This window comes from Actinosynnema sp. NPDC037264 (assembly GCF_055603705.1).
In genome coordinates this window covers 67,575-89,722 of sequence record NZ_JBVJVK010000023.1, presented here as the reverse complement: position 1 = coordinate 89,722, position 22,148 = coordinate 67,575, and the positions used below count along the sequence as shown (strand labels likewise).

Below are 22,148 nucleotides of genomic sequence, written 5' to 3'. Positions count from 1 at the left end.
TCGGTGCGGAACCCGACACGGCGACTCCCGGGTGGTTCTGCTTTCGGCCGGGGTGGAGTAGAAGGGAACGATGCTCCGGTCGACTGTCGCCAGCGTCCTCGCATCCCTCCTCGTCGCACCACTCCTGCCCGCCACCGCCTCCGCCGTCGCCGATCCACCACGCGTGCCCGAAGCGGTCGGCTTCGGCGGCGTGGTGTCCAGCGTCGACCCCGACGCCTCGCAGATCGGCGTCGACGTCCTGCGCCGCGGCGGCAACGCGGTGGACGCCGCCGTCGCCGTGGCCGCCGCGCTGGGCGTCACCGACCCGTTCTCCGCCGGCATCGGCGGCGGCGGGTTCCTCGTGCACTACGACGCCCGCACGCACCGCGTGTCCACAGTGGACGGGCGGGAGACCGCGCCCGCCTCCGCCGACGCGCACCTGTTCGTGGAGAACGGCGTCCCGCTCCCGTTCGCCGAGGCCATGACCAGCGGGTTGTCGGTGGGCGTGCCGGGCACGCCGCGCACCTGGCAGCAGGCGCTGCGGCAGTGGGGCACGTGGTCGCTCGACCAGGCCGTGCGGCCGGCGGAGGAGCTGGCCCGGCGCGGCTTCACCGTCGACGCCACGTTCCACCGGCAGGTCAGCGACAACGCCGCCCGCTTCGCGGACTTCAGCTCGACCAGCGCCCTGTACCTGCCGGGCGGCGCGCCGCCGGCGATCGGCAGCACGTTCCGCAACCCCGACCTGGCCGACACCTACCGCGCGCTGCGCCGGGACGGCATGTCGGCGTTCTACCGCGGCGAGGTGGGGCGCGACCTGGTCGCGGCGGTCCGGCAGCCGCCCGTGGTGGCGGGCTCCACCCGCAAGGTCCGCTCCGGCGACCTGACGGCGGCGGACCTCGCCCGGTACGAGGCGCCGCTGCGCGAGCCCACCCGCGTCCGCTACCGCGACTACGACGTGTTCGGCATGGCGCCGCCGTCCTCCGGCGGCACGACCGCCGGCGAGGCGTTGAACATCCTGGAGAGCACGGACCTGGCCGCGGCGGACCCGGTCCAGTACCTGCACCGGTTCCTGGAGGCCAGCCGGCTGTCGTTCGCCGACCGCAACCGGTGGGTCGGCGACCCGGCGTTCAGCGACGTCCCGACCCGGGAGCTGCTGTCGCAGCGCTTCGCCGACAGCCGGGCGTGCCTGATCTCGCCGACGGCGGCCATGACCGGCGCGGTCGCACCCGGTGACCCGCGCAACCCGACGCCGTGCGCGACCGGCGGCGAGCCGGCCGCCACGCCGTACGAGGGCACGGACACCACGCACCTGACGGTCGCCGACCGCTGGGGCAACGTGGTCGCCTACACGCTGACCATCGAGCAGGAGGGCGGCAGCGGCATCGTGGTGCCCGGTCGCGGTTTCCTGCTCAACAACGAGCTGACCGACTTCTCCTTCACGCCGGTGACGCCGGGCGTGCCGGACCCGAACCTGCCCGGCCCCGGCAAGCGCCCGCGCTCGTCCATGACGCCGACGATCGTGCTGGAGCACGGCAAGCCGGTGCTGGCGCTCGGCTCGCCCGGCGGCGCGACCATCATCACCACCGTCCTGCAGGTGCTGACCCGGCGGCTGGACCGCGGCACGCCTCTGGTCGAGGCGATCGCCGCGCCGCGCGCGTCCCAGCGCAACGCCGCCAACACCCAGGCCGAGCCCGCGTTCCTGGCGGGCGCGGAGGCCGCGGCGCTGCGCGCGCTGGGCCACCGGTTCACCTCCACCGCCGAGATCGGCGCGGTCACGGCGGTCGAACGCCTGCCCGACGGCCGGTGGCGCGCGGCGGCGGAGACGTCCCGGCGTGGCGGCGGCGCGGCCCGGGCGGTGTGGCCGACGCGATGACGTGGTGGTGGGGTCCCGCCCGCCCCCTGGTCGGGCGGGACCACACCGGTCTCAGCCCAGCGTCACGGTCTCGACCGGCTGGTTGCCGTGGTCGAGCACGCGCACCCGGAAGCCGTCGAGGAGGGCGTCGGTGGCGGTCAGGTGCCGCTGGTCCAGCCGGGCGATGAACGTGCCGTCCCGCAGGGTGGCCGCCACCGTCCGCCCCCGGGGATCGGTGATCTCCAGCCCGCCCACGCGCGCCGCGTCGACCGTGCCGGCCAGCAGCACGTGCCCGTCGCCGGGTCCGGGGCCGGTCTCGCGACTGGTCACGTGGCGGATCGCGAACGACTCGCCACGCCGCGGTGCCGGGTCCTCCTCGTGCACGAGCAGCGGCCGACCCAGGCTGAACTCGCAGAGGGCGGTCTTCCCGGCCTGGTCGTGCAGCACCAGCCGGGCGTCGGCCGCCTGGCCCGAGACCGCTCCGGGTCGCCACTTCAGCGGGTCGCCCACCCACCGCGCCGCGTCCAGCAGGGCCCGGTCCAGGCACCGGGCCACGTCCGGGTCGCCCAGTGGCAACTCCTCCCGCGGCGCCGCCCAGACCTCCGCGGTCGGCAGCGCCACGACGTCGATCCCCGCGAAGACCACGCTCGACGCCGTGGTGAAGCGCGCCGACAAGCCCACCGTGGTGTACGGGGTCACGAACAGGTCCTCCACCAGCGAGACCGGGACGGGTCCGGCGCCGGTCGGGTCCCCGGAGTCCAGCACGACGTGGCCGGTCCCGGCCGGCACGCGCCCGATCAGCACGCCGCTGCCACTGCGCCACAACACCGCCGCCGCGCCGTCCTCGAGCGGGACGGGGCCGACCGCGGGGCTGTTCTTCGAGATCGTCGTGTGCGTGAGCTCGCAGAACCGGTCGTCCCGCGTCACGAGGATCCGGCGGCCCGCCAGGAGGAGCGTGAACCGCACGTCGGCGTCGCCGAGCCCGCACCGCGCCGCGTCGGTCGTGGCCGCGCCGGGCGAGACGCCGGTGACGGGAGGGGCCTGCGACCCGGCCGCCGAAGAGGTGGTGGACGGCGGCGTGACGGCGGTGCGGTCGTCGCCCCCGGTGGACTGGGCGATGATCGCACCGCCCGCGGCGAGTATCACGACGGCCGCCGCGGCGGCGAGCGGCGCGCGCACGGCCCCACCGCCCACGACCCGGCGGCGCAGCCGTTTCCGCACGTCAGGCGGTAGGGGGCGGCGCGGCGGCAGGTTGATCCCCGGCTGGCTCATCGCTCCTCCACGGCACGCAGTCGCGCACGGGCCCGCGAGATCCGCGAGCGCACGCTCACCTCGGCGACGCCGAGCACCTCGGCGGCCTCGGCCGTGGACAGCTCGCCCAGCAGGACCAGCTCCACGGCCTCACGTTCGGCTCTGGGCAAGGTGGCCACCACGTCCAACACCCGGCGTAACGCGCGGTCGTCGTCCACCGAGGCGATGACGCGCTCGGCGTGATCGGGCACCGCTTCCTGGCCGGGCACCCGCCGCAACGCCCGCCGGAACCGGCCGAGGCGGCGGAACTCGGTGCGCGCCAGGTTGCCCGCCACGGTGTAGAGCCACGGCAGGGCGCTGTCGCGGACCAGGGTGATGTCGGACCGGCGCCGCCACGCGGCCAGGAACGTGGCGGAGGTCAAATCCTCGGCGAGCGACCACGACGCCGTCAGCCGGTAGGCGTGGTTCCACACCGCGTCGGCGTGGCGGTCGAACAGCGCGCCGAACGCCGCCTGGTCGCCGCGCGCCCACAGCTCCGCGTCGGTGTCGGTCACCCGTGCTGCCCCCTGCCGGCCCGATGTCGCAGCAGTCATGCCGGTAAGTAGCCGCAGCCGCCCCCGGCGTTGCAGCCGATCTCATTCCCGAGGATGACGACCCCTCGCGACTCCGAGCGGACGCCAGGCGACGCCGCCGGGGCGCACGCTGGGAGCACAGGAGCCGGGAGCGGAGGAGCCGACATGACCACGATGACCATGACACCCACACCCAGCGCTGTCAGCCGCCCGACCGCCGGCGCGGCGAGCGCGGTGAAGCCGGTGGTCACGACGGCGGCCCGGTTCGTCGGGCACTTCCTGGCCGCGCTGGTCGGCGTCGCCTTCCTCGGCCGTGACCTGGAGCACTGAGCGCGCTTTCGTAGACTGGGACCTCCCCAGGCTTCGAGGAGTGCGCGTGACCGTCCAACCGATCCGGCTGTTCGGCGACCCGGTGCTGCGGACGCCCGCCGTCGAGGTCACCGACTTCGACGCGGAGCTGCGCAAGCTGGTCAAGGACCTGTGGGACACCATGAGCGAGGCGGGCGGCGCCGGGTTGGCCGCGCCGCAGCTCGGCGTCGGCCTGCGGGTGTTCACCTACCACTGCGACGGTTTCGCCGGTCACCTGGTCAACCCGACGTTCGAGGTCGTCGGCGAGGAGGAGCAGGACGGCCCCGAGGGCTGCCTGTCGATCCCCGGCCTGTCCTGGGACTGCCGGCGGCACCGCCACGTGGTGGCCAAGGGCTGGAACATGCACGGCGAGCCGATCGAGGTCGAGGGCACGGACCTGCTGGCCCGCTGCATCCAGCACGAGACCGACCACCTCGACGGCGTGCTGTTCCTCGACCGGCTGGACGAGGCGACCCGCAAGGAGGCCATGCGGGCGATCCGGCAGCAGTCGTGGTTCGACGGCGGCGTGCCGACGATCAAGCAGTCGCCGCACCCGTTGTTTGGTGGTTGATGGCCGCTGCTGTGTTTGATTGCCGCTGCTCCGCAGACGGCGGCGAGGTCGCCCGGAAGTCGATCGTTCGCGCCTGATTTTCCGACGATCGAAGAGCGTGATCGCCGGAAAATGAGTCGCGAACGATCGACGCGACCTCGCGGGTGCGGTGGGGGCGAAGGTCGCGGGCGAGCTGGGTCGAAGGCGCTCTTCTAGACTTGCGGCCTGCGGTGTCGCGGAAGATGCGAGGAGAGTGCGTGTTCGTCCAGGAAACCAGGCCGTCCCGGTGGAGTCCCGACGTGCGTCGCGGGGGGATCTGACATGCGGCTGGTCTTCGCGGGCACGCCCGAGGTCGCGCTGCCGTCGTTGCGGGCGCTGCTGGAGTCCGGCCGGCACGAGGTCGTGGCCGTGGTGACGCGGCCGGACGCGCCCGCCGGTCGTGGCCGCCGGGTGGAGCGCTCCCCGGTCGCGGCGCTGGCCGACGAACGCGGCATCGAGGTGCTGGCGCCGGCCAAGGCGGGCGACCCGGTGTTCCAGGCGCGGTTGAAGGAGCTGGAGCCGGACCTGTGCCCGGTGGTGGCCTACGGCGCGCTGCTGCCCGAGTCCGCCCTGGCGATCCCCCGGCACGGTTGGGTGAACCTGCACTTCTCGGTGCTGCCGGCCTGGCGCGGCGCGGCGCCGGTGCAGGCGTCCGTGCGGCACGGCGACGACATCACCGGCGCGACCACGTTCCGCATCGTCAAGGAGCTGGACGCGGGCCCGGTGTACGGCGTGGTGACCGAGCGGGTGCGCGACCGGGACACGGCCGGTGACCTCCTCGGCAGGCTCGCCGAGTCCGGCGCGCGCCTGCTGCTGTCCACTGTGGACGGCATCGCGGACGGCACCCTGCGGCCCGTGGACCAGCCCGAGGAGGGCGTGAGCTACGCGCCGAAGGTGACCGTCGACGACGCGCGGCTCGACTTCGGCACGCCCGCCGTCGCGATCGACCGGGTGGCCCGCGCGGTGACGCCGGACCCCGGCGCGTGGGCGGAGTTCCGCGGTGAGCGGCTCAAGCTCGGCCCGGTGCTCCCGGTCGAGGCGGAGGAGCCGCTCGCGCCCGGCGAGCTCCGGGTGGAGCGCAAGCGCGTGCTCGTCGGCACGGCCACCGACCCGGTGGCGCTGGGCGAAGTGCAGGCGCAGGGCAAGAAGCGGATGTCGGCGACCGACTGGGCGCGCGGCGCCCGGATCGAAGCGGGGGAACGGATTTCATGACCCAGAGGTCTTCGCGTCCATCCCGCCCTCGGCGGGCGCACCCGCCCCGCGGTCGCACCGGTCCGGAGCGACCGCCGGTGGAGGACCCCGCCCGCCAGGCCGCGCTGGACACGCTGCGCGCCGTCCGGCAGCGCGACGCCTACGCGAACCTGGTGCTGCCGGGCATCCTGCGGGAACGTCGGATCACCGGGCGTGACGCGGCCCTGGCGACCGAGCTGACGTACGGGTCGCTGCGCGCGCAGGGGCTGCTGGACGCGGTGCTGGCGGCCTGCACCGACCGGCCGTTGTCCGAAGTGGACGGTGCGGTGCTCGACGCGCTGCGGCTGGGCGCCTACCAGTTGTTGCGCACCCGCATCCCGGCGCACGCGGCGGTGGCCTCGACGGTCGACCTGGTGCGCGCCGACCGGGGTTCGGGCGCGGCCGGGTTCGCGAACGCCGTGCTGCGGCGGGTGACCGGGCAGGACGAGGCGGCCTGGGTCGAGGAGGTCGCGCCGGACGAGGACACCGACCCCATCGGGTACGTGGCCATGGCCAACGCGCACCCCCGGTGGATCGCGCAGGCGTTCGCGGAGGCGCTCGGCAGTCGTGGCGAGCCGCTGCGGGAGGCGTTGCTCGCCGACGACGCGCGGCCGGCCGTGCACCTCGCGGCGAGGCCCGGTGAGTGCAGCGCGGAGGAGCTGGCCGCGATGACCGGCGGCGAGGTGGCGCCGTACTCGCCGTACGGGGTGCACCTGGACGCGGGCGCGGGCGACCCGGGCGATCTCGACGCGGTGCGCGAGCGGTTGGCGGCCGTGCAGGACGAGGGCAGCCAGCTGTGCGCCGTGGCGTTGACGCGGGTGCCGGTCGAGGGCCGTGACGAGCGGTGGCTGGACCTGTGCGCGGGGCCCGGCGGGAAGGCCGTGCTGCTGGGGTCGCTGGCCCGGTTGTCGGGCGCGTCGATGGACGCGGTCGAGAAGGCGCCGCACCGGGCGGAGCTGATCCGCAAGGCCATGGGCGACCTGCCGATCACGGTGCACGTGGCCGACGGCCGGGAGTCCGGGCTCGAGGAGGGCGGGTTCGACCGGGTGCTGGTGGACGCGCCGTGCACCGGGTTGGGCGCGTTGCGGCGCCGGCCGGAGGCGCGGTGGCGGCGGCAGCCCTCGGACGTCGCGCCGTTGGCCAGGTTGCAGCGCGAGCTGTTGACGGCGGCGTTGTCGCTGGTCAGGCCGGGCGGTGTGGTGGCGTACGTGGTGTGCACGCCGCACTTGTCGGAGACGGTGGGCGTGGTGGGCGACGTGGCGCGCCGGACCGGGGCGGAGTGGGTGGACGCGCGGGAGTTCTTCCCGGGCGTGCCGGAGCTGGGCGACGGGCCGCAGGTGCAGTTGTGGCCGCACAAGCACGGGACGGACGCGATGTTCTGCGCGATTCTGCGGCGGCCGGTGTGAGTGGTGGGTTGATCCGGTGATCCGTTGGTTCGGTGATCCGGTGATCCGGTGATCTTGTGAATCGGTGACCGGGTGAATCGGGGGATCGGTGATTCGATGACGGCGGTTTGGTGAGCGGGATCCGGTGAGCGGGGTCAGGTCGGGCCGGGTCGGGTGAATGGTGGGCTCTGGTGAGTGGTGCTCTCGTGAGCGGTGCGGCGGTGCTCGGTGTTGTCGCGTCGGCCGGGGGAGGGGTCGAGCAGTGGTTCGTGGACCGGCTCGCTCGGCCCCTGGCCGTCAAGGGGTGGCGGTTGGCGATCACGTTCACCCCCACCGCGGCCCGGTGGCTCGAGCCCGAGTCTGATTCGCTCCGGGAGTTGACGGGGTTGCCGGTGCGGTGGACGTCCCGCCTGCCGTGGGAGCCCAAGCCCTACCCGGCGCCGGACGCGTTCGTGTTCGCGCCGGCGACGGCGAACTCGCTGGTCAAGCTCGCGCTGGGGATCGCCGACAACCAGGCGCTCACGATGTTGTGCGAGGCGTTGGGCACCGGCAAGCCGATGGTCGCGCTGCCGCAGGTGTCCGAGGGCCAGGCGGCCCACCCCGCGTTCGAGGGCCACTTGGCCGTGTTGCGCTCCGCCGGAGTGGTGCTCGCGCCCGATCCCGAGTCGGTGATGCGTGAACTGGATCGGGTGGCGCCACTCGTCGCATTAGGTGAAAACGCCGGTAACGGCGCGGCCGGCTGAATTGACAGCCAGTCGAGATGCGTAGCAGTCTTGATTGTGTCGAAATTGTACGGCCGGGATCGTGAATGGGCTTCGGTTCTCCGCTTCCTGTCCACGCCCGGTGGCCTGCTGGCCATCGACGGCCCGCCGTGCTCCGGAAAGACCTCCCTGTTGCGCGAGGCGGTCGCCGCCGCCCGCGACCGGGGTTTCGCCGTGGTACCCGTTCCGGGGGCCGGGTTGGCGGCGTCGGCCGACGTGGCGGCGGCACTCGATCGGGTGGAAAGCGATCGGGTGCCGGTGCTGATCGTGGTGGACCAGGCGCACGAGGACCCGGCGGCGTTGCTCGAGTTGGCGGCGACCGCCGGCGGGGATCGGTCGGTGTCGGTGTTGGCGGCGTTGTGCGGCGAGGCCGTGGAGATCCGGGACGCGCTGAGCCGGCACGGGGAGGTGCTCCCGCTCGGGCCGCTCGACGACGACGCGGTCGAGCGGATGGTCACCGACCTGCTCGGCGCGGTGCCGCACCCCGACCTGGCGTCGTTCACGGCGGGCGCGGGCGGCAACCCGCGCCTGGTCGCCGAGCTCGTGGAGGGCTTGCGGGAAGAAGGACGGCTCGACGTGCGCGACGGCGTGGCCCGGCCGCGCGGCGGGTGGCTGCCGCGCCGGGTCGGGGCCGCGGTGCGCGGTCAGGTCGACGCGATGTCGGCCAAGGCCACCCAGGTGCTGCGGGTCGCGGCCGTGATCGGCAGGTCGTTCCTGCTCCAGGACGTGGCCGCGATGATGGACGAGTCCACTGGAGCGCTGCTGCTCGCGGTGGACGAGGTGCTGGCCTCCGGGCTGGTGGTGTGCGTCGACGAGCGGCTGGAGTTCGCGTCCGACCTGGTGTGGCGGGCGGTGGTCGACTCGATGCCCGGGTCGGTGCGGCACGCCCTGCGGCACGACGTGGAGGCGCTGCGCGCGAGGTCGGCCGAGGTGGCGGAGGCGCCCGAGGAGTGGGGCGAGGAGGACGAGGCGCGGGGCGCGGCCGCGGTGGGCGGGGTGCGGTCGTTGGCGGCCAACGGCAGGCTCGGCTCCGCCATCGCGCTGGCGAGGGAGAGCCTGACGGGCGGTGTGCCCACCCGCGCGGCGGCCGAGCTGCACGTGGTGCTGGCGGGGATCCTGCTGGCGGACGGCCGGCCCGCGGACGCGGTGTCCGAGATGGAGCACGTGCTGACCACGCCCGGTGTGCCCGGTCCGTTGCGGCGGCTGGCGCAGGCCGGGCGGTTGCTGTCGCTGTACTTCGCCACGGGGAGCCGGGCGGGCGCGCACGCGTTGTCGGTGTTGACGACGCGGGACCGGGAGCCCGCGGACGCGGACGTGGTGATGGCGGCGACGGTCCACTCGTGCCTGGAGTGGAACGCCGGGAAGCTCGCCGAGGCCATGTACTGGGGTCGTCAGTCGACGCGCTGGGAGCTCGACCGGCCCACCGCGTGGTGGCAGTCGCAGTCGGCGGTGTCGTTCGCGTTGAAGTTGTCGGCGTTGGGTGACTTCGAGCGGGCGGAGAAGTGGGTCCGTGAGGGGGAGGGGTGCGAGGGGGCCGGGTGCGAGGGGGAGAGGTGTCACGGGGCGGCTTGTGAGGACGAGGCGGTGAAGGCGGGTGCGCCGGCCGCGCGGACGATCGCGCGGGCCAGGGTGCTGGTCCAGGCGGGGGAGTTGGACCGGGCGCTGGCGGCGGCGCGGCGCGGGCTGTCGAGCGCGCGCGACCGGGGGCTGCGGATCCTGGTGCCGCTCGCGTCGACGGTGCTGGCGACGGTGGCGTTGCACCGGGGAGACGTGGCGGCGGCGGGCGAGCACGTGCGTCGGTACCGGGCGGATCTGGCGGCGGGTGAGGCGGTGTTGCACTCGGGGCAGTACGACTGGGTGGAGTTGTTGCTGGCGCACGCTCGGGGTGGGGCCGAGCGGGCTGTGGAGTTGGCGCGTGAGCGGATGGACGATCCCGCCGGGGTGCGGCGGATGTTGGTCGAGGAGCCGGGGGCCGCGCCGTGGTTGGTGCGGCAGGCTTCGGCGGTGGGGGATGGGGGGTTGGCGGGGGAGGTGGTCGGCGCGGCCGAGCGGTTGGCGGCCGAGAACCCGGGGTTCCCGGCGGTGTCGGTGGCGGCGCGGCACGCGCGGGCGTTGGTGGAGCGGGACGCGGAGCGGTTGCGGGAGGCGGCGGAGCGGCATCGGCACCCGTGGGCGCGGGCGAACGCGAACGAGGACCTCGCGGAGGTGTTGGCCGAGGCCGGTGAGGTGGTTCGGGCTTCGGCGCACACGACGGTCGCGTCGAGGATCTTCGAGCGGATGGGGGCGGATGGTGAGTTGGCCCGGTTACGCGGGGGTGGGCGGGTGGCTGGTTCTGGTGCGGGTGGTTCTGGTTCGGGTGCGGGTGGTGCGGGTGGGGTGGAGGAGTGGAGGTTGTTGTCCGAGGCGGAGCGGGATATCGCCCGGTTGGTGGGGGCCGGGTTGACGAACCGGCAGGTGGCGAAGCAGTTGTTCCTGTCGCCCCACACGGTGAACTACCACCTGCGGGGGATCTTCAGGAAGCTCGGGATCAGTTCGAGGGTGGAGTTGGCGCGGTTGGCGCACGAGCAGGCGAGTGCGGAGACGTCGACGGTGTGAGAGGCCGAGGGGTGGGGCTGCTCGGGTCAGGTCCGGCTCGATTTGACATGGGGCCCGTACGGGCACTCCAGGCAGGCCAAAGCCGGCAGGCCCGGCGGGGAAAAGCGTCCCGCCATGCCTGCCGGCTTCGACCAGCCTAAAGCACCCGAACCCATGTCAAATCGGGCCTCGGTGGGGTCCGCTGCGGGTCCGTTGTGCGGCGGTTGAGGGCCTCGGTGGGTGTGGCGGGTCCGTTGTGGTCGGTGTGGGGTTGGATAGGCGGCTGGGTGGGTTTGGGTGGGTTTGGGTGGGGTGGTTCGGTTTGTGGGGTTAGGCGCCGACGGCGTTGGAGATGGGGGAGGGGTCGGCGAGGAGGAATCTGACTTCGTCGGCGACTCGGTGGACGTCGGCGGGTGCTACTACCGCGCAGTGGACGCCGTGTGGTGCTACTTCGACCGCCAGGCACTCTGTGTAGGCGATGGCTGCGGCGCGTGACGCGGCGTAGGCGGCGATGCCCGATCTCGGCACGGCGATCACGTGGGCGGGCACCATGATGATCGTTCCTCGGCCCCGGTCGACCATTCTGGTGGCGACGGCGCGGGAGACGTTGAACACGCCGTCCACGTTGACCGCGAAGCTGTGCGACCAGTCGTCGTCGGTGATCGAGAGGGCTGGGCCGGGGCGCAGGGCGCCGGCCGTGGCGACCAGGGCGTCGATGGCGCCGAACTCGCGTTCCACCTGGTCGACGAGGGCGTCGACGGCGGCGCTGGACGTGACGTCGATCTGCCTGCCGGCGATCCGCAGGCCCTGTGCGTGGAGGTGTTCGACCAGGTCGGCGAGTCTCGCGCCGTCGCTGTCGACGGCGGCGACCAGCGCGCCCTGCCTGGCCAGCGACTCGACCACCTCGGCGCCGAGCGGCGAACAGGCCCCGGTGATCAGTGCGATCTTGTGTCGGAATTCGGCATTCATCCCCAGTGCTCCCCAGTTGCTGCCCCCCGGTGTGCACGTTATGGCAGGCACACCGGCTAGGGAACTACCCGCGTGAGTAGTCGGAAAAGTGCGGGGTGAAATACGGCTCCCGGCCAGGTCCGGGCAATCGCGGAAGCCTAGACTCGGCACCCGTGGTCCACCAGCCGATGATCGCCCCGAGCATCCTGTCCGCCGATTTCGCCCGACTCGCCGACGAGGCCGCCGCCGTGCCCTCGGCCGACTGGCTGCACGTGGACGTCATGGACGCGCACTTCGTGCCCAACCTGACCATCGGGCTGCCGGTGGTGAAGTCGCTGCGCAAGGCGACCGACCTGCCGCTCGACTGCCACCTGATGATCGACGACCCGGACCGCTGGGCGGTCGGGTACGCGGAGGCGGGCGCGTACAACGTGACCGTGCACGTGGAGGCGGCCGGTGATCCGGTGGCGTTGGCGAAGGACCTGCGTGCGGCGGGTGCGAAGGCCGGGTTGTCGTTGAAGCCGGGCACGGCGCTGGAGCCGTACGTGGACGTGCTGAAGCACTACGACACGTTGCTGATCATGTCGGTGGAGCCGGGGTTCGGCGGGCAGTCGTTCATGGCGGAGGTGCTGGACAAGGTGCGCGTGGCGCGCCGGTTGGTCGACACCGGGCACCTCCGGTTGGTGGTCGAGATCGACGGCGGCATCAACGCGGACACGATCGAGCAGGCGGCCGAGGCCGGGGTGGACTGCTTCGTGGCCGGGTCGGCGGTGTACGACGCGGCCGATCCCGGTGTGGCGCTGGAGCGGCTGCGCGAGCAGGCGACGCGCGCGCGGTGAACGTGGACGAGGCGATGGCGCTGGCCGTCGCGGCGAGCGAGCGGGTGCGGGGCACGACCAGTCCGAACCCGCCGGTGGGTTGTGTGATCTTGGACGCGGGCGGGCGGGTGGTCGGGGTCGGCGCGACCCGGCCGCCGGGTGGCGCGCACGCCGAAGTGGTGGCGCTGGCGGAGGCCGGTGAGTCGGCCCGGGGCGGCACGGCCGTGGTGACGTTGGAGCCGTGCGCCCACCACGGGCGGACGCCGCCGTGCACCGGGGCGTTGCTCGCGGCCGGGGTGGCGCGGGTGGTGTTCGCGGTGGCGGACCCCAATCCGAAGGCGGCCGGTGGGGCCGCCGTGCTCCGGGAGGCCGGGGTCCTGGTCGAGGCGGGCGTGGGCGGGGACGCGGTGCGGCTGGGGCCGTTGCGGGCCTGGTTGCACTACGCGCGGACCGGGCGACCCCACGTGACCTGGAAGTACGCCGCCAGCCTGGACGGACGGGTCGCGGCGGGCGACGGCACCAGTCGGTGGATCAGCTCGGCGGAGTCGCGGGCCGAGGTGCACGAGTTCCGCGCGGCCGTGGACGCGATCGTGGTGGGCACCGGGACGGTCCGCACCGATGACCCGAGATTGACCGCGCGGACCGCGCGTCCGGGGCAGGATGGGGTCGGGCAGCCGTTGCGGGTCGTCGTCGGCAAGAGCGACCTGCCGCCGGGGGCCCGAGTGCTGGACGACGAGGCGGAGACGATGCACCTGCGGACGCACGACCCGGACGTTGTGCTCGGCGCGTTGGCCGCGCGGGGCGTGGTCGACGTGCTGCTGGAGGGCGGGCCTACCCTGGCGGGTGCGTTCGTGGCGGCCGACCGCGTCGACCGCGTGCTCGCCTACCTCGCCCCGAAGTTCTTGGGCGACGGTCCGCAGGCGTTGCGGGACGCGGGGGTGTCGACCGTCACCGACGCTGTGGGATTGGTCGTGGAGCAGGTCAGTATGTGCGGGCCGGACGTGCGGGTATCCGCAGTCCCCGCGCGTTGAGGAGGAACGGTGTTCACCGGGATCGTCGAGGAGTTGGGTGAGGTCGTCGCCGTCGCCGACCTGCCGGACGCGGCCCGCGTCACCATCGCGGGTCCGTTGGTGACCAGCGACGCGAAGCACGGCGATTCGATAGCGGTCAACGGTGTGTGCCTCACCGTGGTGGACGTCGCCGACGGCGCGTTCACCGCGGACGTGATGCGCGAGACGCTGACCCGCAGCAGCCTGGCCAAGATCGCCGGGGGCGACCGGGTCAACCTGGAGCGCGCCGCCGCCGTGGGCCAGCGCCTGGGCGGCCACATCGTGCAGGGCCACGTCGACGGCACCGGGGTGGTGCTGGCCAGGGAGAAGGCCGAGCACTGGGAGGTCGTCCACATCGGCCTGCCGCCTGCCCTGGCCCGGTACGTGGTGGAGAAGGGCTCGATCACCGTGGACGGCGTGTCGCTGACGGTGGTGTCGGTGTCGGAGACCGAGTTCACCGTGAGCCTGATCCCGACCACGTTGGAGCTCACCACCCTCGGCCGCCGGGCGCCGGGCGACCACGTCAACCTGGAGGTGGACGTGATCGCGAAGTACGTCGAGCGGCTCGCGCTGCCCCACCTGCCCGCCGAGGAGGCCCGGTGAACGACTTCGCCGACATCGAGCGGGCCATCGCGGACATGGCCGCGGGCAGGCCCGTCGTCGTCGTGGACGACGAGGACCGCGAGAACGAGGGCGACCTCATCTTCGCGGCGGAGAAGGCGACGCCGGAGCTGCTGGCGTTCATGGTCCGCTACACGTCCGGGTACGTGTGCGTGTCGCTGACCGAGAGCGATTGCGACCGGCTGGACCTGCCGCCGATGTACCACACGAACCAGGACCAGCGCGGCACCGCGTACACCGTGACCGTGGACGCCCGGGAGGGCATCTCCACCGGCATCTCGGCGGCGGACCGGGCGCACACGATCCGGTTGCTGGCCGACCCGGACGCCACGGCGAAGGACTTCAACCGTCCGGGTCACGTCGTGCCGCTGCGCGCGCGTGACGGTGGCGTGCTGCGTCGTGCCGGGCACACCGAGGCCGCCGTCGACCTGGCCCGGATGGCCGGGTTGTCGCCGGTGGGCGTGCTCTGCGAGATCGTGTCGCAGAAGGACGAGGGCGACATGGCCCGCCGCGACGAGCTGGCGGTGTTCGCCTCCGACCACGACCTGGCGCTCGTCACGATCGCCGACCTGATCGCCTACCGGCGGCGGATGGAGGTCCAGGTCGAGCGGGTCGCCGAGGCCCGCATCCCGACCGCGCACGGCACGTTCACCGCGGTCGGCTACGACAGCAAGCTCGACGGCATCGAGCACATCGCGATGGTCTACGGCGAGATCGGCGACGGCGAGGACGTGCTGGTCCGGGTGCACTCGGAGTGCCTGACCGGCGACGTGTTCGGCTCGCTGCGCTGCGACTGCGGCCCGCAGCTGGACGCGGCGCTGGAGGCGGTGGCCGCGCAGGGCCGCGGCGTCGTGCTCTACATGCGCGGGCACGAGGGCCGGGGCATCGGCCTGATGCACAAGCTGCAGGCCTACCAGCTGCAGGACCGGGGCGCGGACACGGTGGACGCGAACCTCGGGCTCGGGCTGCCCGCCGACGCGCGCGACTACGGCACCGGCGCGCAGATCCTGGCCTCGCTCGGCATCAAGTCGATGAGGCTGCTGACCAACAACCCGGCCAAGCGGGTGGGCCTGGAGGGCTACGGGCTGACCGTGCTCGACCGGGTGCCGCTGCCGATCTCGCCCAACCCGGAGAACCTGCGGTACCTGCGCACCAAGCGCGACCGGATGGGCCACGAGCTGCACCAGCTCGAGCAGTACGAGGCGCTGGCCCAGGGCGGCGCGGTGGTGTCCACCACGGAGGGAGCGGAATGAGCGGCGAAGGGCGGCCCGAGGACGTCGTCCCCGACGCGGCGGGGCTGACGCTGGGCGTCGTGGCCACGCGCTGGCACACGAAGATCACCGACAACCTGGTCGAGCGGGCGTTGGCGGCGGCGGCGAAGGCCGGTGTCGCCTCGCCGACGGTGGTGCGGGTGGCGGGCGCGGTGGAGCTGCCGGTCGTGGCGCAGGAACTGGCCCGCACGCACGACGCGGTGGTGGCGCTGGGCGTGGTGATCCGGGGCGGCACGCCGCACTTCGAGTACGTGTGCGACGCGGTGACCGCCGGGCTGACCCGGGTCGCGCTGGACTCGTCGACGCCGATCGGCAACGGCGTGCTGACCACCAACGACGAGGACCAGGCGCTGGCCCGCGCCGGGTTCCCGGACTCGGTGGAGGACAAGGGCTTCGAGGCGTGTGTGGCGGCGCTGGACACGGCGGTCGTGCTGCGCGGGCTGCGAGCGGGCTCGTGAGGACCGCCGTGGCCGTCGACGTGGTCGAGTTCCGCCCGAAGAGGATCCGCGTGGTCGCGTGGGCCAGCGCGGTGTTCCTGGTCGCGGTGTTCACCGTGGTCGGGTTGCTGCTGGGCGACACGCCGACCGGCGTGATCTTCCGGACCTCCGACCAGGTGGCGATGATCTTCCTGGGTGTGCTGCTGGCGTGCGGCATGCTGCTGCTGACCAGGCCGCGCGTGCGGGCCGACGCCGAGGGCGTCGAGGTGCGCAACGTGGTCACGGCGCACCGCTTCAGCTGGCCGGAGGTGCTGCACGTGTCGTTCCCGGACGGCGCGTCGTGGGCGCGCCTGGAGCTGCCGGACGACGAGTACGTGTCGATCATGGCCGTCCAGGCGGTGGACCGGGACCACGCCGTCGCCGCCGTCCGCGCCCTTCGCGACCTGCACAAAGCCGCCACCCGCTGATCGACCGCCCGCGCGTGTCCCCCGTTCGGGTCCCCCGGGTCGAACGGTCGCCTACCTCGTCCGGTCTGCTGGCGTAAGCGCTGATCGGCGTGGTTCCGTTGGACCAGGGGTGTCCTCCGACAGCACTCTTGTAGGGGGTCGGACCCCTGCCTAGGTTCGGGTGATCTACGAGCTTGGGGGGTCCGCACATGCGCAGACGTTCACTCCTGACCGGTGCCGCGGCCGTGGCCGGCGCGGTGACGCTCGGCCTGAACCCGGCGGCACGGGCGCAGCGGCCCGGCGCGTCCGAGCAGCCCGACCTGTTCCTCGGCGACTACCCGGTGGTGGGCCGGGTGCGGGCGCGCAAGGCGATGGAGCACCTGCGGGTGCTCAGCGAGCGGATCGGCCAGCGCATCGGCGGCACGGAGTCCGAGCACCGCGCCCGCGACTACCTCGCCTCCGAGCTGCGCGACCTGCGCTACCAGGTGACGTTGCAGCCGTTCGCGGTGCCGGACAAGTACCTGTCGAAGCTGACCGTCGGCTCGGACACGTGGCACGCGGGCGCGTCCCGCTTCGGCGCGCTGGGCGTGACCGCGAGCGGCCCGGTGGTGGACCTGGGCACCGGCGCGTCCCTGCCCGCCGACCTGACCGGGAAGGTCGCGCTGCTGGTGAACGTGCCGACCGGCTCCACGGCGGTGCTGGACGCGGCACGGCTGGGCGCGGCGGCCGTGCTGGTCGGCCGCGTGTCGACGCCGCCGGCGGGCAAGACCGGCGCGTTCTCCCCGACGCTGACCGCGAACGTCGCCGTGCCGGTGCTGGGCGTCGCGCAGGTGCACGTCGAGCGGCTGCGGGCCGCGGGCGCCGTCACGGTGACCGTCTCCACCACCCACCTCGCGGGCCTGACCTCGTACAACGTCATCGCCGAACGCCCGGCGACGTTCCCCGGCCGGGACGACGGCGTGGTCATGGTGACCGCGCACTACGACAGCGTGCCCGGCTCGCCCGGCGCGAACGACGACGGCAGCGGCACGGTGCTGACCCTCGAACTGGCCCGCGTGCTGCGCTACCTGCCGACGCACAAGGCGCTGCGGTTCGCGCTGTGGGGCTCGGAGGAGCAGGGCCTGCTCGGCTCCCGGTACTACGTGAACCAGCTCGCCGACGCGGACGCGGCGCGCATCGCGGGCGTGTTCCAGAACGACATGGTCGCCACGAGCCACGGCCCGGCCACCGCCTACTGGCTGCTCTCGGTGGACGGCGGCGACAACGCCACCACCGCGCAGGTAGCCGCCGCCGCGGCACGCCTGGGCTACGGCGCGCAGGTGCACGGCCCGGTGCCGCGCGGCAGCAGCGACCACGTGCCGTTCCACGAGCGCAAGATCGCCGCGGCGAACTTCAGCTGGCGAGGAGAGGGCGGCCCGCACGAGCTGGAGCCGCTCTACCACACGCCCGAGGACACGATCGCGCAGAACGTGAGCCCGGACCGCCTGCAGATCTCGCTGGAGCTGATCGGCGCCGCCGCCTACCGTCTGGCCTGCACACGCGGCTGAACGACGGGACGACATGACGACGTACGAAGACCTGACGCCCTACGTGTACTGGAGCGGGGAGACGCCATCGACGGTCAACGTCGGGTGGTTGGGCCGGGAGTCGCGGTTCGAGGTCGGCGAACCGGAGCCCGGCCTGGCCGAGGCGCTGGGGGTGCTGGTCCGGTACCACCGCGTCCACGTCACGCGCGGGTGGCACGGCTGTGAGCTGTGCGGACCGGGCGCCGCGTACCCGGTGCGGGAGCCGGTCGAGGGGACCGTGCAGACGCTGGGCAGCGCGGAGATCCGCGTTCCCGGGCCGGACGGCGTCGTCTACGCGGCGCCGAACCTGGTGCACCACTACGTCGTGCGGCACCACTACCGCCCGCCGGCGCAGTTCGTGCCGGCGGTGCGGGCGGAGGCCGAGGCCCGTGGCCGCGCCTGGGAGGAGGCCAAGCGGTCCCTGCCCGTCGGCACGCCCGTGCGCGTGGAGGACGACGGCTACTCGGTGTGGGGCCTGTCGCCCGACCTGGACGACTTCCTCCGCCTGGACGGCCCCTCCCACGCCGAGCTGGACGCGCCGGACGTCGACCACGTCACGGTCGACACCGTCGTCACCGAGCACGTCGAGGACCATCGGGAGATCGTCCTGCGGCTCCCGGGCAGGGCGTAGGCGTCACGGACCGGCGGCGCGGAGCAGGCGTTCGGCGGTGGCCCGGAGGTGGCGCCTCAGCTCCTCCGGGCCCTCCACCTCGAAGTCGACGCCGATCATCGCGATCCACGGCCCGACGTCCTCCAACGCCGACGTGCCCACCGTCAGCCGGGTCCGCTCGTCGTCGATCCGCTCCAGGTGGATCGGGCCGTACGAGGTGCGTGCCGCGACCACGTCGTAGGGCGCGTGCATGATCAGCCGGGCCTCGTGCTGGTGCGGCGCGACGGACAGCTGCCGCGCCACGTACGACGCCAGGTCCTCCGCCGGCGGCTCGCGCGGCGTGAAGCGGGCGCCCGGGGTCGGCTCCCCTTGGATCCGGTCCACCCGGAACGTCCGCCAGTCCGCCTTGTCCACGTCCCACGCCACCAGGTACCACCGCCGCCCGGTGTTCGCCAGGCCCAGCGGCTCCACGTGGCGGCGGGTGTCGCCGTCGCGCCCGGCGTAGGGGAACCGCAGCCGCTGGTGGTCGCGGCACGCGATGGCGATCGCGGTCAACGTGCCCGCATCGACCTGCGCCCCGCGCATCGGCAACGCCACGGTGTGCGCCTGGAGCGCGTTCACCCGCCGCCGCAGCCGCGACGGCAGCACCTGCTCCAGCTTGGCCAACGCGCGCACCGACGTCTCCTCGATGCCCGACACGCTGCCGCTGGCCGCCGTGCGCAACCCCACGGCGACCGCCACGGCCTCGTCGTCGTCCAACAACAACGGCGGCAGCTCGGCGCCCGCGCCCAGCTGGTAGCCGCCCGACACCCCCGGCGCGGCGTTGACCGGGTAGCCGAGGGTGCGCAGCTTGTCGACGTCGCGCCGCACGGTCCGGACGTCGACGCCGAGGCGGTGCGCGAGGTCCGCTCCGGTCCAGTCGCGGCGCACCTGCAACAACGACAGCAGCTTGAGCAGACGGGCCGAGGTCTCCAGCATGAGCCGCAGTCTGCCGGCCAACGCGGACAGCTCCTGTCCGCGTCCTAGCCGCGTCGTGCACCTTCCGGCCACACGACCACCACCGGCACGCCCGACGCGCGCGCCGTCTCCACGACGTCCGCCGTGCCGCCGCGCCCGTCCGGCGGCTGCCCGTCCCACACCGCGATGAGCAGCTCCACCGACGCGAGCATCCGCTCGTTCGCCATCACGTACGCGTGCCGGCCCGACAGCTCGTTCGGCAGCACGCTGACCACGTGCGCCCGCGCCAGCAGCTCGTCGTAGTCGGCCCGCTTCTCCGGCTTCAGCCGGTCCCGGTAGTCCATCGCGGGCAGCACGACCTCGACCCGGCCGCCCAGCTCCAGCACCACCCGCGCGAACAGCTGGTCCGCGCCCGGCGCCAGGCAGGTCACCCCGACCAGGGATGACCCGCCCGCCGCCTCGGCCTCCACCGCCGCGCGGATGGCTTCCCGCACGGAGTCGACGCAATCGGGCGCCAGCTTGCTGTGCCCGGTGATCCCCACCCGCATCACTAGGCCGTCCGGACCCCGCGGATCGCCTCACGGGTGTCGCGCACGACGGCCAGGTCGCGGTGCCGCTCGGCCTCCTTGGCGAAGTCCTGCAGCTTGCGCACCACCCGCCCGGACGCCAGGCCCGCCGCCGTCGGCAGCACCTGCTGGATCAGCCCGCACGCCTCCTCGGGCTCGCCCGACACCATCTTCGTGCGGGCCAACCCGATGACGTCGAACGCCCGGTTGCGCACCCTCGCCGGGTCGCGCAGGTCGAGCGCCCGCCGGATGTGCCGCTCCGCCAACGGCGCCTGCTTCGGGTCGTGCCCGGCCAGGTCCCTCATGCGCGCGCCGATCACGCCTTCCAGCTCCGCCTCGTCGAACGAGTCCAGCCACCACGGGTCCGAACCGGGCCGCCGCTGCGCGAAGCTGTCCTGCGCCTGCCCGACCGCCCGGTGGAACTCCCGCACCCGACCCATCTGCGCGTAGGCCCACGCCTCACGGGTCAGCAGGAGCGCCTGCAACGTCGGGGTGGCGTTGCGCCGCGTGCCGTACTGGCCCAGCTGGACCAGCTCTAAACCGTCCTCGGGCCGGCCGAGGTCGAACATCTGCCTGGCCATCGCCGCCAGGCACAGGGCGGCGAACGGGTCGTTGCGCCCGGCCTTCGCCATGCGGACCCCGAGCACGTAGTACCGCTGCGCGGCGTCGTGCATGCCCGCGTCCCACGACATGCTCGCCGCCACCTTGGACAGCTCGGCCCCGATGAAGAAGGCCCGTTCCGTCGTGGGGCCCGCCGGCGCCCGCGACAACCGCTCGGCCAGTTCCTCCAACTGCCCGAGCACCGCCTTGCGCGCCAACCCGTACCCGCCTCGGCCACCCCACCCGCGCAGCCCGTCGGCGACGCGCTGCAACGCCGCCAGCTCCTCCTCGCTGATCGCCGCGCTGGACGACCACTTGGACAGGGGCTGCAAGGGGTGGAGCCACTTCTGCAACGGTTCGACCAGTGCGGGACCCATCGCCACCGCGGCGGCTCCGGTGAGCGCCGCTCGTCTGCTGATCGCCAAGTCGTTCCTCGCCGTCTCCTCGACCGATCTGGCAATGCTCGACGCGTCCCACGCCGCGGCGAGCACATCGGGCGGGGCGCCGCGATCGGCGTCCGCCTGGCTTGGGATTCCGACGCGGTCGAACCACAGCCGGTCGGCCGGCACGCCGAGCGCCCGCGCGAAGTGGCGCAGCCGGTCGATCCGGTCGATCGGGTTCTCACCGGTCTCGTACCGCGACAGCTGCGCCTGGGAGATCCCCAGCCAGGACGCCATGCGGTCTTGGGTGACGCGACTGACGTGCTGGGGGTGGTGCCGGTAGGCGGCGAGGAGGGCGCCCATGTTCCGGTCGGAGAACGCGGCGGCCATCGCCTCGTGGTCCCAGAAGTCCCCGGGTACCTCGGGTGGTCCGTAGAGCTCGGTCCGCGCGTTGCGGCGACAACGCTGGCAGAGCCGGTCGGTGTTGTCGGCGGCGATCAGCGCCCCGCACGTCGGGCATGCGCGCCTGGTACTGGCTGCTCTTCGAGCTTTCCGTTCCATGGCTCGCTCCCGTCACTGAGCGTGCTCACCAGTGTATAGAGATGTGATCAGGAGTCCATGCATTTCGTGCATAAGGCGGGGTGGGCCCCTGGTCGGAGCCCCCGTGACGCCGGGTGGTGGATGAGGCTGATCCGTGAGGTGCATGGATCCGACCCGATAACGGTGTGGTGAAACGTCCCGCCGGGGCCGACGCTGCGTGGTGTGCCAGTGCCGGGACGACCCCCGCGGCCCGCGCACACGCCGCCCACTCCACCCGACCGGGGAGGGACCTCCGCCGATGAGCATCACCGCCGCCACCACCGCCGACAACGGCCCGCGATACGGACCACGCGACCGCGCGCACCAGCAGGCACTCGGTGAGGCGATCGCGGGTTACCGGCTGCTGGGCTGGAAGGTCTCGGTCACCGAGCAGGGCGTCTTCCTGCCGCTGGGGCCCGCGACCACCGCCCTGGCCATGCCCGCCCGCATCGGCTCGCGCGTCCTGGCCGACCTCAAGGCCAGGATGCTCGCCGGTCCCGTCACCGTCATCCCGGGCCCGCGGGAGCACTGGATCTTCCTCGCCGAGCTGGTCGCCCTGCTGCCCACGCACCTGAAGGCGCCCGCCGAGGTCCAGTTCGTCCGCTCGCCGCAGCGGATCGCGCTGCCGCCGACGATGACCCGGTACGGGTCGCTGAGGTGGGCGAACCCGCCGTCGCACTCGCGGCACTGGTTCCCGCCGTTCACGGCGGTGCTGGCGCTGGCCCGGACGGCGGTGGCGAAGGACCGGTAGGCGAAGATG

General features: G+C 73.5%; 22 protein-coding genes. 16 read left to right on the top strand and 6 right to left on the bottom strand.

The window, feature by feature from the left end:
* Positions 1–70 precede the first annotated feature (70 nt).
* Positions 71–1,852 (top strand): gamma-glutamyltransferase, encoded by a 1,782-nt coding sequence (gene ggt, locus ACZ7GX_RS24565; protein ID WP_498779841.1) that lies wholly within the window; start codon positions 71–73, stop codon positions 1,850–1,852.
* A gap of 51 nt (positions 1,853–1,903) precedes the next feature.
* Here ggt and ACZ7GX_RS24560 read toward each other — a convergent pair whose 3' ends face one another.
* On the bottom strand, positions 1,904–3,103 hold the full coding sequence (locus ACZ7GX_RS24560) for a hypothetical protein (protein ID WP_498779839.1): 1,200 nt from the start codon (positions 3,101–3,103) through the stop codon (positions 1,904–1,906).
* On the bottom strand, positions 3,100–3,675 hold the full coding sequence (locus tag ACZ7GX_RS24555) for an RNA polymerase sigma factor (protein WP_498779838.1): 576 nt from the start codon (positions 3,673–3,675) through the stop codon (positions 3,100–3,102). Before ACZ7GX_RS24555 ends, ACZ7GX_RS24560 begins: the two co-directional genes overlap by 4 nt.
* A 144-nt stretch (positions 3,676–3,819) precedes the next feature.
* On the opposite strand from ACZ7GX_RS24555, the gene ACZ7GX_RS24550 reads away from it, so the two are divergent.
* The 6 genes from ACZ7GX_RS24550 to ACZ7GX_RS24525 all read left to right on the top strand — a co-directional run bounded on the left by ACZ7GX_RS24550 (position 3,820) and on the right by ACZ7GX_RS24525 (position 10,562).
* Complete coding sequence (locus ACZ7GX_RS24550; protein ID WP_498779836.1) at positions 3,820–3,984, top strand: hypothetical protein; 165 nt, start codon at positions 3,820–3,822, stop codon at positions 3,982–3,984.
* A gap of 46 nt (positions 3,985–4,030) precedes the next feature.
* Positions 4,031–4,573 carry a peptide deformylase gene (gene def / locus ACZ7GX_RS24545; protein WP_498779834.1) on the top strand — a complete coding sequence of 181 codons (543 nt, stop codon included), beginning with the start codon at positions 4,031–4,033 and terminating at the stop codon, positions 4,571–4,573.
* A 300-nt stretch (positions 4,574–4,873) separates the two neighbouring features.
* A complete protein-coding gene (fmt, locus tag ACZ7GX_RS24540) occupies positions 4,874–5,803 on the top strand; it encodes a methionyl-tRNA formyltransferase (RefSeq protein ID WP_498779833.1) in 930 nt (309 codons plus the stop codon).
* The gene (locus ACZ7GX_RS24535; protein ID WP_498779832.1) at positions 5,800–7,227 is read left to right on the top strand and encodes an RsmB/NOP family class I SAM-dependent RNA methyltransferase; all 1,428 of its coding nucleotides are present in this window, start codon (positions 5,800–5,802) and stop codon (positions 7,225–7,227) included. The genes fmt and ACZ7GX_RS24535 overlap by 4 nt, the downstream gene beginning before the upstream one ends.
* Positions 7,228–7,397: 170 nt before the next feature.
* Positions 7,398–7,949 (top strand): flavoprotein, encoded by a 552-nt coding sequence (locus ACZ7GX_RS24530; protein WP_498779829.1) that lies wholly within the window; start codon positions 7,398–7,400, stop codon positions 7,947–7,949.
* Between the two features lie 36 nt (positions 7,950–7,985).
* Positions 7,986–10,562 (top strand): helix-turn-helix transcriptional regulator, encoded by a 2,577-nt coding sequence (locus tag ACZ7GX_RS24525; RefSeq protein WP_498779827.1) that lies wholly within the window; start codon positions 7,986–7,988, stop codon positions 10,560–10,562.
* Positions 10,563–10,871: 309 nt separating this feature from the next.
* On the opposite strand, the gene ACZ7GX_RS24520 is transcribed toward ACZ7GX_RS24525, so the two are convergent.
* Positions 10,872–11,510, bottom strand: a complete 639-nt coding sequence (locus ACZ7GX_RS24520; RefSeq protein ID WP_498779825.1) for an SDR family NAD(P)-dependent oxidoreductase — start codon at positions 11,508–11,510, stop codon at positions 10,872–10,874.
* Positions 11,511–11,677: 167 nt separating this feature from the next.
* Here ACZ7GX_RS24520 and rpe point away from each other — a divergent pair, with 167 nt between their 5' ends.
* The 8 genes from rpe to ACZ7GX_RS24480 all read left to right on the top strand — a co-directional run bounded on the left by rpe (position 11,678) and on the right by ACZ7GX_RS24480 (position 18,327).
* Positions 11,678–12,328: a ribulose-phosphate 3-epimerase gene (gene rpe / locus ACZ7GX_RS24515; protein WP_498779891.1), complete on the top strand. Its 651-nt coding sequence runs from the start codon at positions 11,678–11,680 to the stop codon at positions 12,326–12,328.
* Between the two features lie 14 nt (positions 12,329–12,342).
* Entirely contained in the window at positions 12,343–13,338 is a 996-nt protein-coding gene (ribD, locus tag ACZ7GX_RS24510) for a bifunctional diaminohydroxyphosphoribosylaminopyrimidine deaminase/5-amino-6-(5-phosphoribosylamino)uracil reductase RibD (protein ID WP_498779888.1), read from the top strand.
* A gap of 9 nt (positions 13,339–13,347) precedes the next feature.
* Entirely contained in the window at positions 13,348–13,959 is a 612-nt protein-coding gene (locus ACZ7GX_RS24505; RefSeq protein ID WP_498779823.1) for a riboflavin synthase, read from the top strand.
* Positions 13,956–15,230, top strand: a complete 1,275-nt coding sequence (locus ACZ7GX_RS24500) for a bifunctional 3,4-dihydroxy-2-butanone-4-phosphate synthase/GTP cyclohydrolase II (RefSeq protein ID WP_498779821.1) — start codon at positions 13,956–13,958, stop codon at positions 15,228–15,230. The genes ACZ7GX_RS24505 and ACZ7GX_RS24500 overlap by 4 nt, the downstream gene beginning before the upstream one ends.
* On the top strand, positions 15,227–15,706 hold the full coding sequence (gene ribH / locus ACZ7GX_RS24495; protein ID WP_230569175.1) for a 6,7-dimethyl-8-ribityllumazine synthase: 480 nt from the start codon (positions 15,227–15,229) through the stop codon (positions 15,704–15,706). Before ACZ7GX_RS24500 ends, ribH begins: the two co-directional genes overlap by 4 nt.
* The gene (locus ACZ7GX_RS24490) at positions 15,703–16,152 is read left to right on the top strand and encodes a PH domain-containing protein (RefSeq protein ID WP_498779818.1); all 450 of its coding nucleotides are present in this window, start codon (positions 15,703–15,705) and stop codon (positions 16,150–16,152) included. Before ribH ends, ACZ7GX_RS24490 begins: the two co-directional genes overlap by 4 nt.
* Before the next feature lie 188 nt (positions 16,153–16,340).
* Positions 16,341–17,678 (top strand): M28 family peptidase, encoded by a 1,338-nt coding sequence (locus ACZ7GX_RS24485; RefSeq protein ID WP_498779817.1) that lies wholly within the window; start codon positions 16,341–16,343, stop codon positions 17,676–17,678.
* 13 nt (positions 17,679–17,691) lie between these two features.
* Positions 17,692–18,327 (top strand): DUF7919 family protein, encoded by a 636-nt coding sequence (locus ACZ7GX_RS24480; RefSeq protein WP_498779815.1) that lies wholly within the window; start codon positions 17,692–17,694, stop codon positions 18,325–18,327.
* A 3-nt stretch (positions 18,328–18,330) separates the two neighbouring features.
* On the opposite strand, the gene ACZ7GX_RS24475 is transcribed toward ACZ7GX_RS24480, so the two are convergent.
* The 3 genes from ACZ7GX_RS24475 to ACZ7GX_RS24465 are packed head-to-tail and all read right to left on the bottom strand — an operon-like array spanning position 18,331 to position 21,370.
* Positions 18,331–19,284 carry a helix-turn-helix transcriptional regulator gene (locus ACZ7GX_RS24475; RefSeq protein WP_498779887.1) on the bottom strand — a complete coding sequence of 318 codons (954 nt, stop codon included), beginning with the start codon at positions 19,282–19,284 and terminating at the stop codon, positions 18,331–18,333.
* A gap of 44 nt (positions 19,285–19,328) precedes the next feature.
* Complete coding sequence (locus tag ACZ7GX_RS24470) at positions 19,329–19,811, bottom strand: hypothetical protein (protein WP_498779813.1); 483 nt, start codon at positions 19,809–19,811, stop codon at positions 19,329–19,331.
* 2 nt (positions 19,812–19,813) lie between these two features.
* Positions 19,814–21,370: a helix-turn-helix domain-containing protein gene (locus tag ACZ7GX_RS24465; RefSeq protein WP_498779812.1), complete on the bottom strand. Its 1,557-nt coding sequence runs from the start codon at positions 21,368–21,370 to the stop codon at positions 19,814–19,816.
* 277 nt (positions 21,371–21,647) lie between these two features.
* On the opposite strand from ACZ7GX_RS24465, the gene ACZ7GX_RS24460 reads away from it, so the two are divergent.
* Positions 21,648–22,139: a hypothetical protein gene (locus tag ACZ7GX_RS24460; RefSeq protein ID WP_123746588.1), complete on the top strand. Its 492-nt coding sequence runs from the start codon at positions 21,648–21,650 to the stop codon at positions 22,137–22,139.
* Positions 22,140–22,148 lie beyond the last annotated feature (9 nt).

Coding starts and splice junctions, on each gene's coding strand:
- ACZ7GX_RS24520 (WP_498779825.1), bottom strand. CDS start 11,510: ATGAATGCCGAATTCCGACACAAGATCGCACTGATCACCGGGGCCTGT.
- ACZ7GX_RS24460 (WP_123746588.1), top strand. CDS start 21,648: ATGAGCATCACCGCCGCCACCACCGCCGACAACGGCCCGCGATACGGA.
- fmt (WP_498779833.1), top strand. CDS start 4,874: ATGCGGCTGGTCTTCGCGGGCACGCCCGAGGTCGCGCTGCCGTCGTTG.
- ACZ7GX_RS24465 (WP_498779812.1), bottom strand. CDS start 21,370: ATGGAACGGAAAGCTCGAAGAGCAGCCAGTACCAGGCGCGCATGCCCG.
- ACZ7GX_RS24480 (WP_498779815.1), top strand. CDS start 17,692: ATGACGACGTACGAAGACCTGACGCCCTACGTGTACTGGAGCGGGGAG.
- ACZ7GX_RS24560 (WP_498779839.1), bottom strand. CDS start 3,103: ATGAGCCAGCCGGGGATCAACCTGCCGCCGCGCCGCCCCCTACCGCCT.
- ACZ7GX_RS24550 (WP_498779836.1), top strand. CDS start 3,820: ATGACCACGATGACCATGACACCCACACCCAGCGCTGTCAGCCGCCCG.
- rpe (WP_498779891.1), top strand. CDS start 11,678: ATGATCGCCCCGAGCATCCTGTCCGCCGATTTCGCCCGACTCGCCGAC.
- ACZ7GX_RS24535 (WP_498779832.1), top strand. CDS start 5,800: ATGACCCAGAGGTCTTCGCGTCCATCCCGCCCTCGGCGGGCGCACCCG.
- ACZ7GX_RS24475 (WP_498779887.1), bottom strand. CDS start 19,284: ATGCTGGAGACCTCGGCCCGTCTGCTCAAGCTGCTGTCGTTGTTGCAG.
- ACZ7GX_RS24485 (WP_498779817.1), top strand. CDS start 16,341: ATGCGCAGACGTTCACTCCTGACCGGTGCCGCGGCCGTGGCCGGCGCG.
- ribD (WP_498779888.1), top strand. CDS start 12,343: ATGGCGCTGGCCGTCGCGGCGAGCGAGCGGGTGCGGGGCACGACCAGT.
- ACZ7GX_RS24470 (WP_498779813.1), bottom strand. CDS start 19,811: ATGCGGGTGGGGATCACCGGGCACAGCAAGCTGGCGCCCGATTGCGTC.
- ggt (WP_498779841.1), top strand. CDS start 71: ATGCTCCGGTCGACTGTCGCCAGCGTCCTCGCATCCCTCCTCGTCGCA.
- ACZ7GX_RS24555 (WP_498779838.1), bottom strand. CDS start 3,675: ATGACTGCTGCGACATCGGGCCGGCAGGGGGCAGCACGGGTGACCGAC.
- ribH (WP_230569175.1), top strand. CDS start 15,227: ATGAGCGGCGAAGGGCGGCCCGAGGACGTCGTCCCCGACGCGGCGGGG.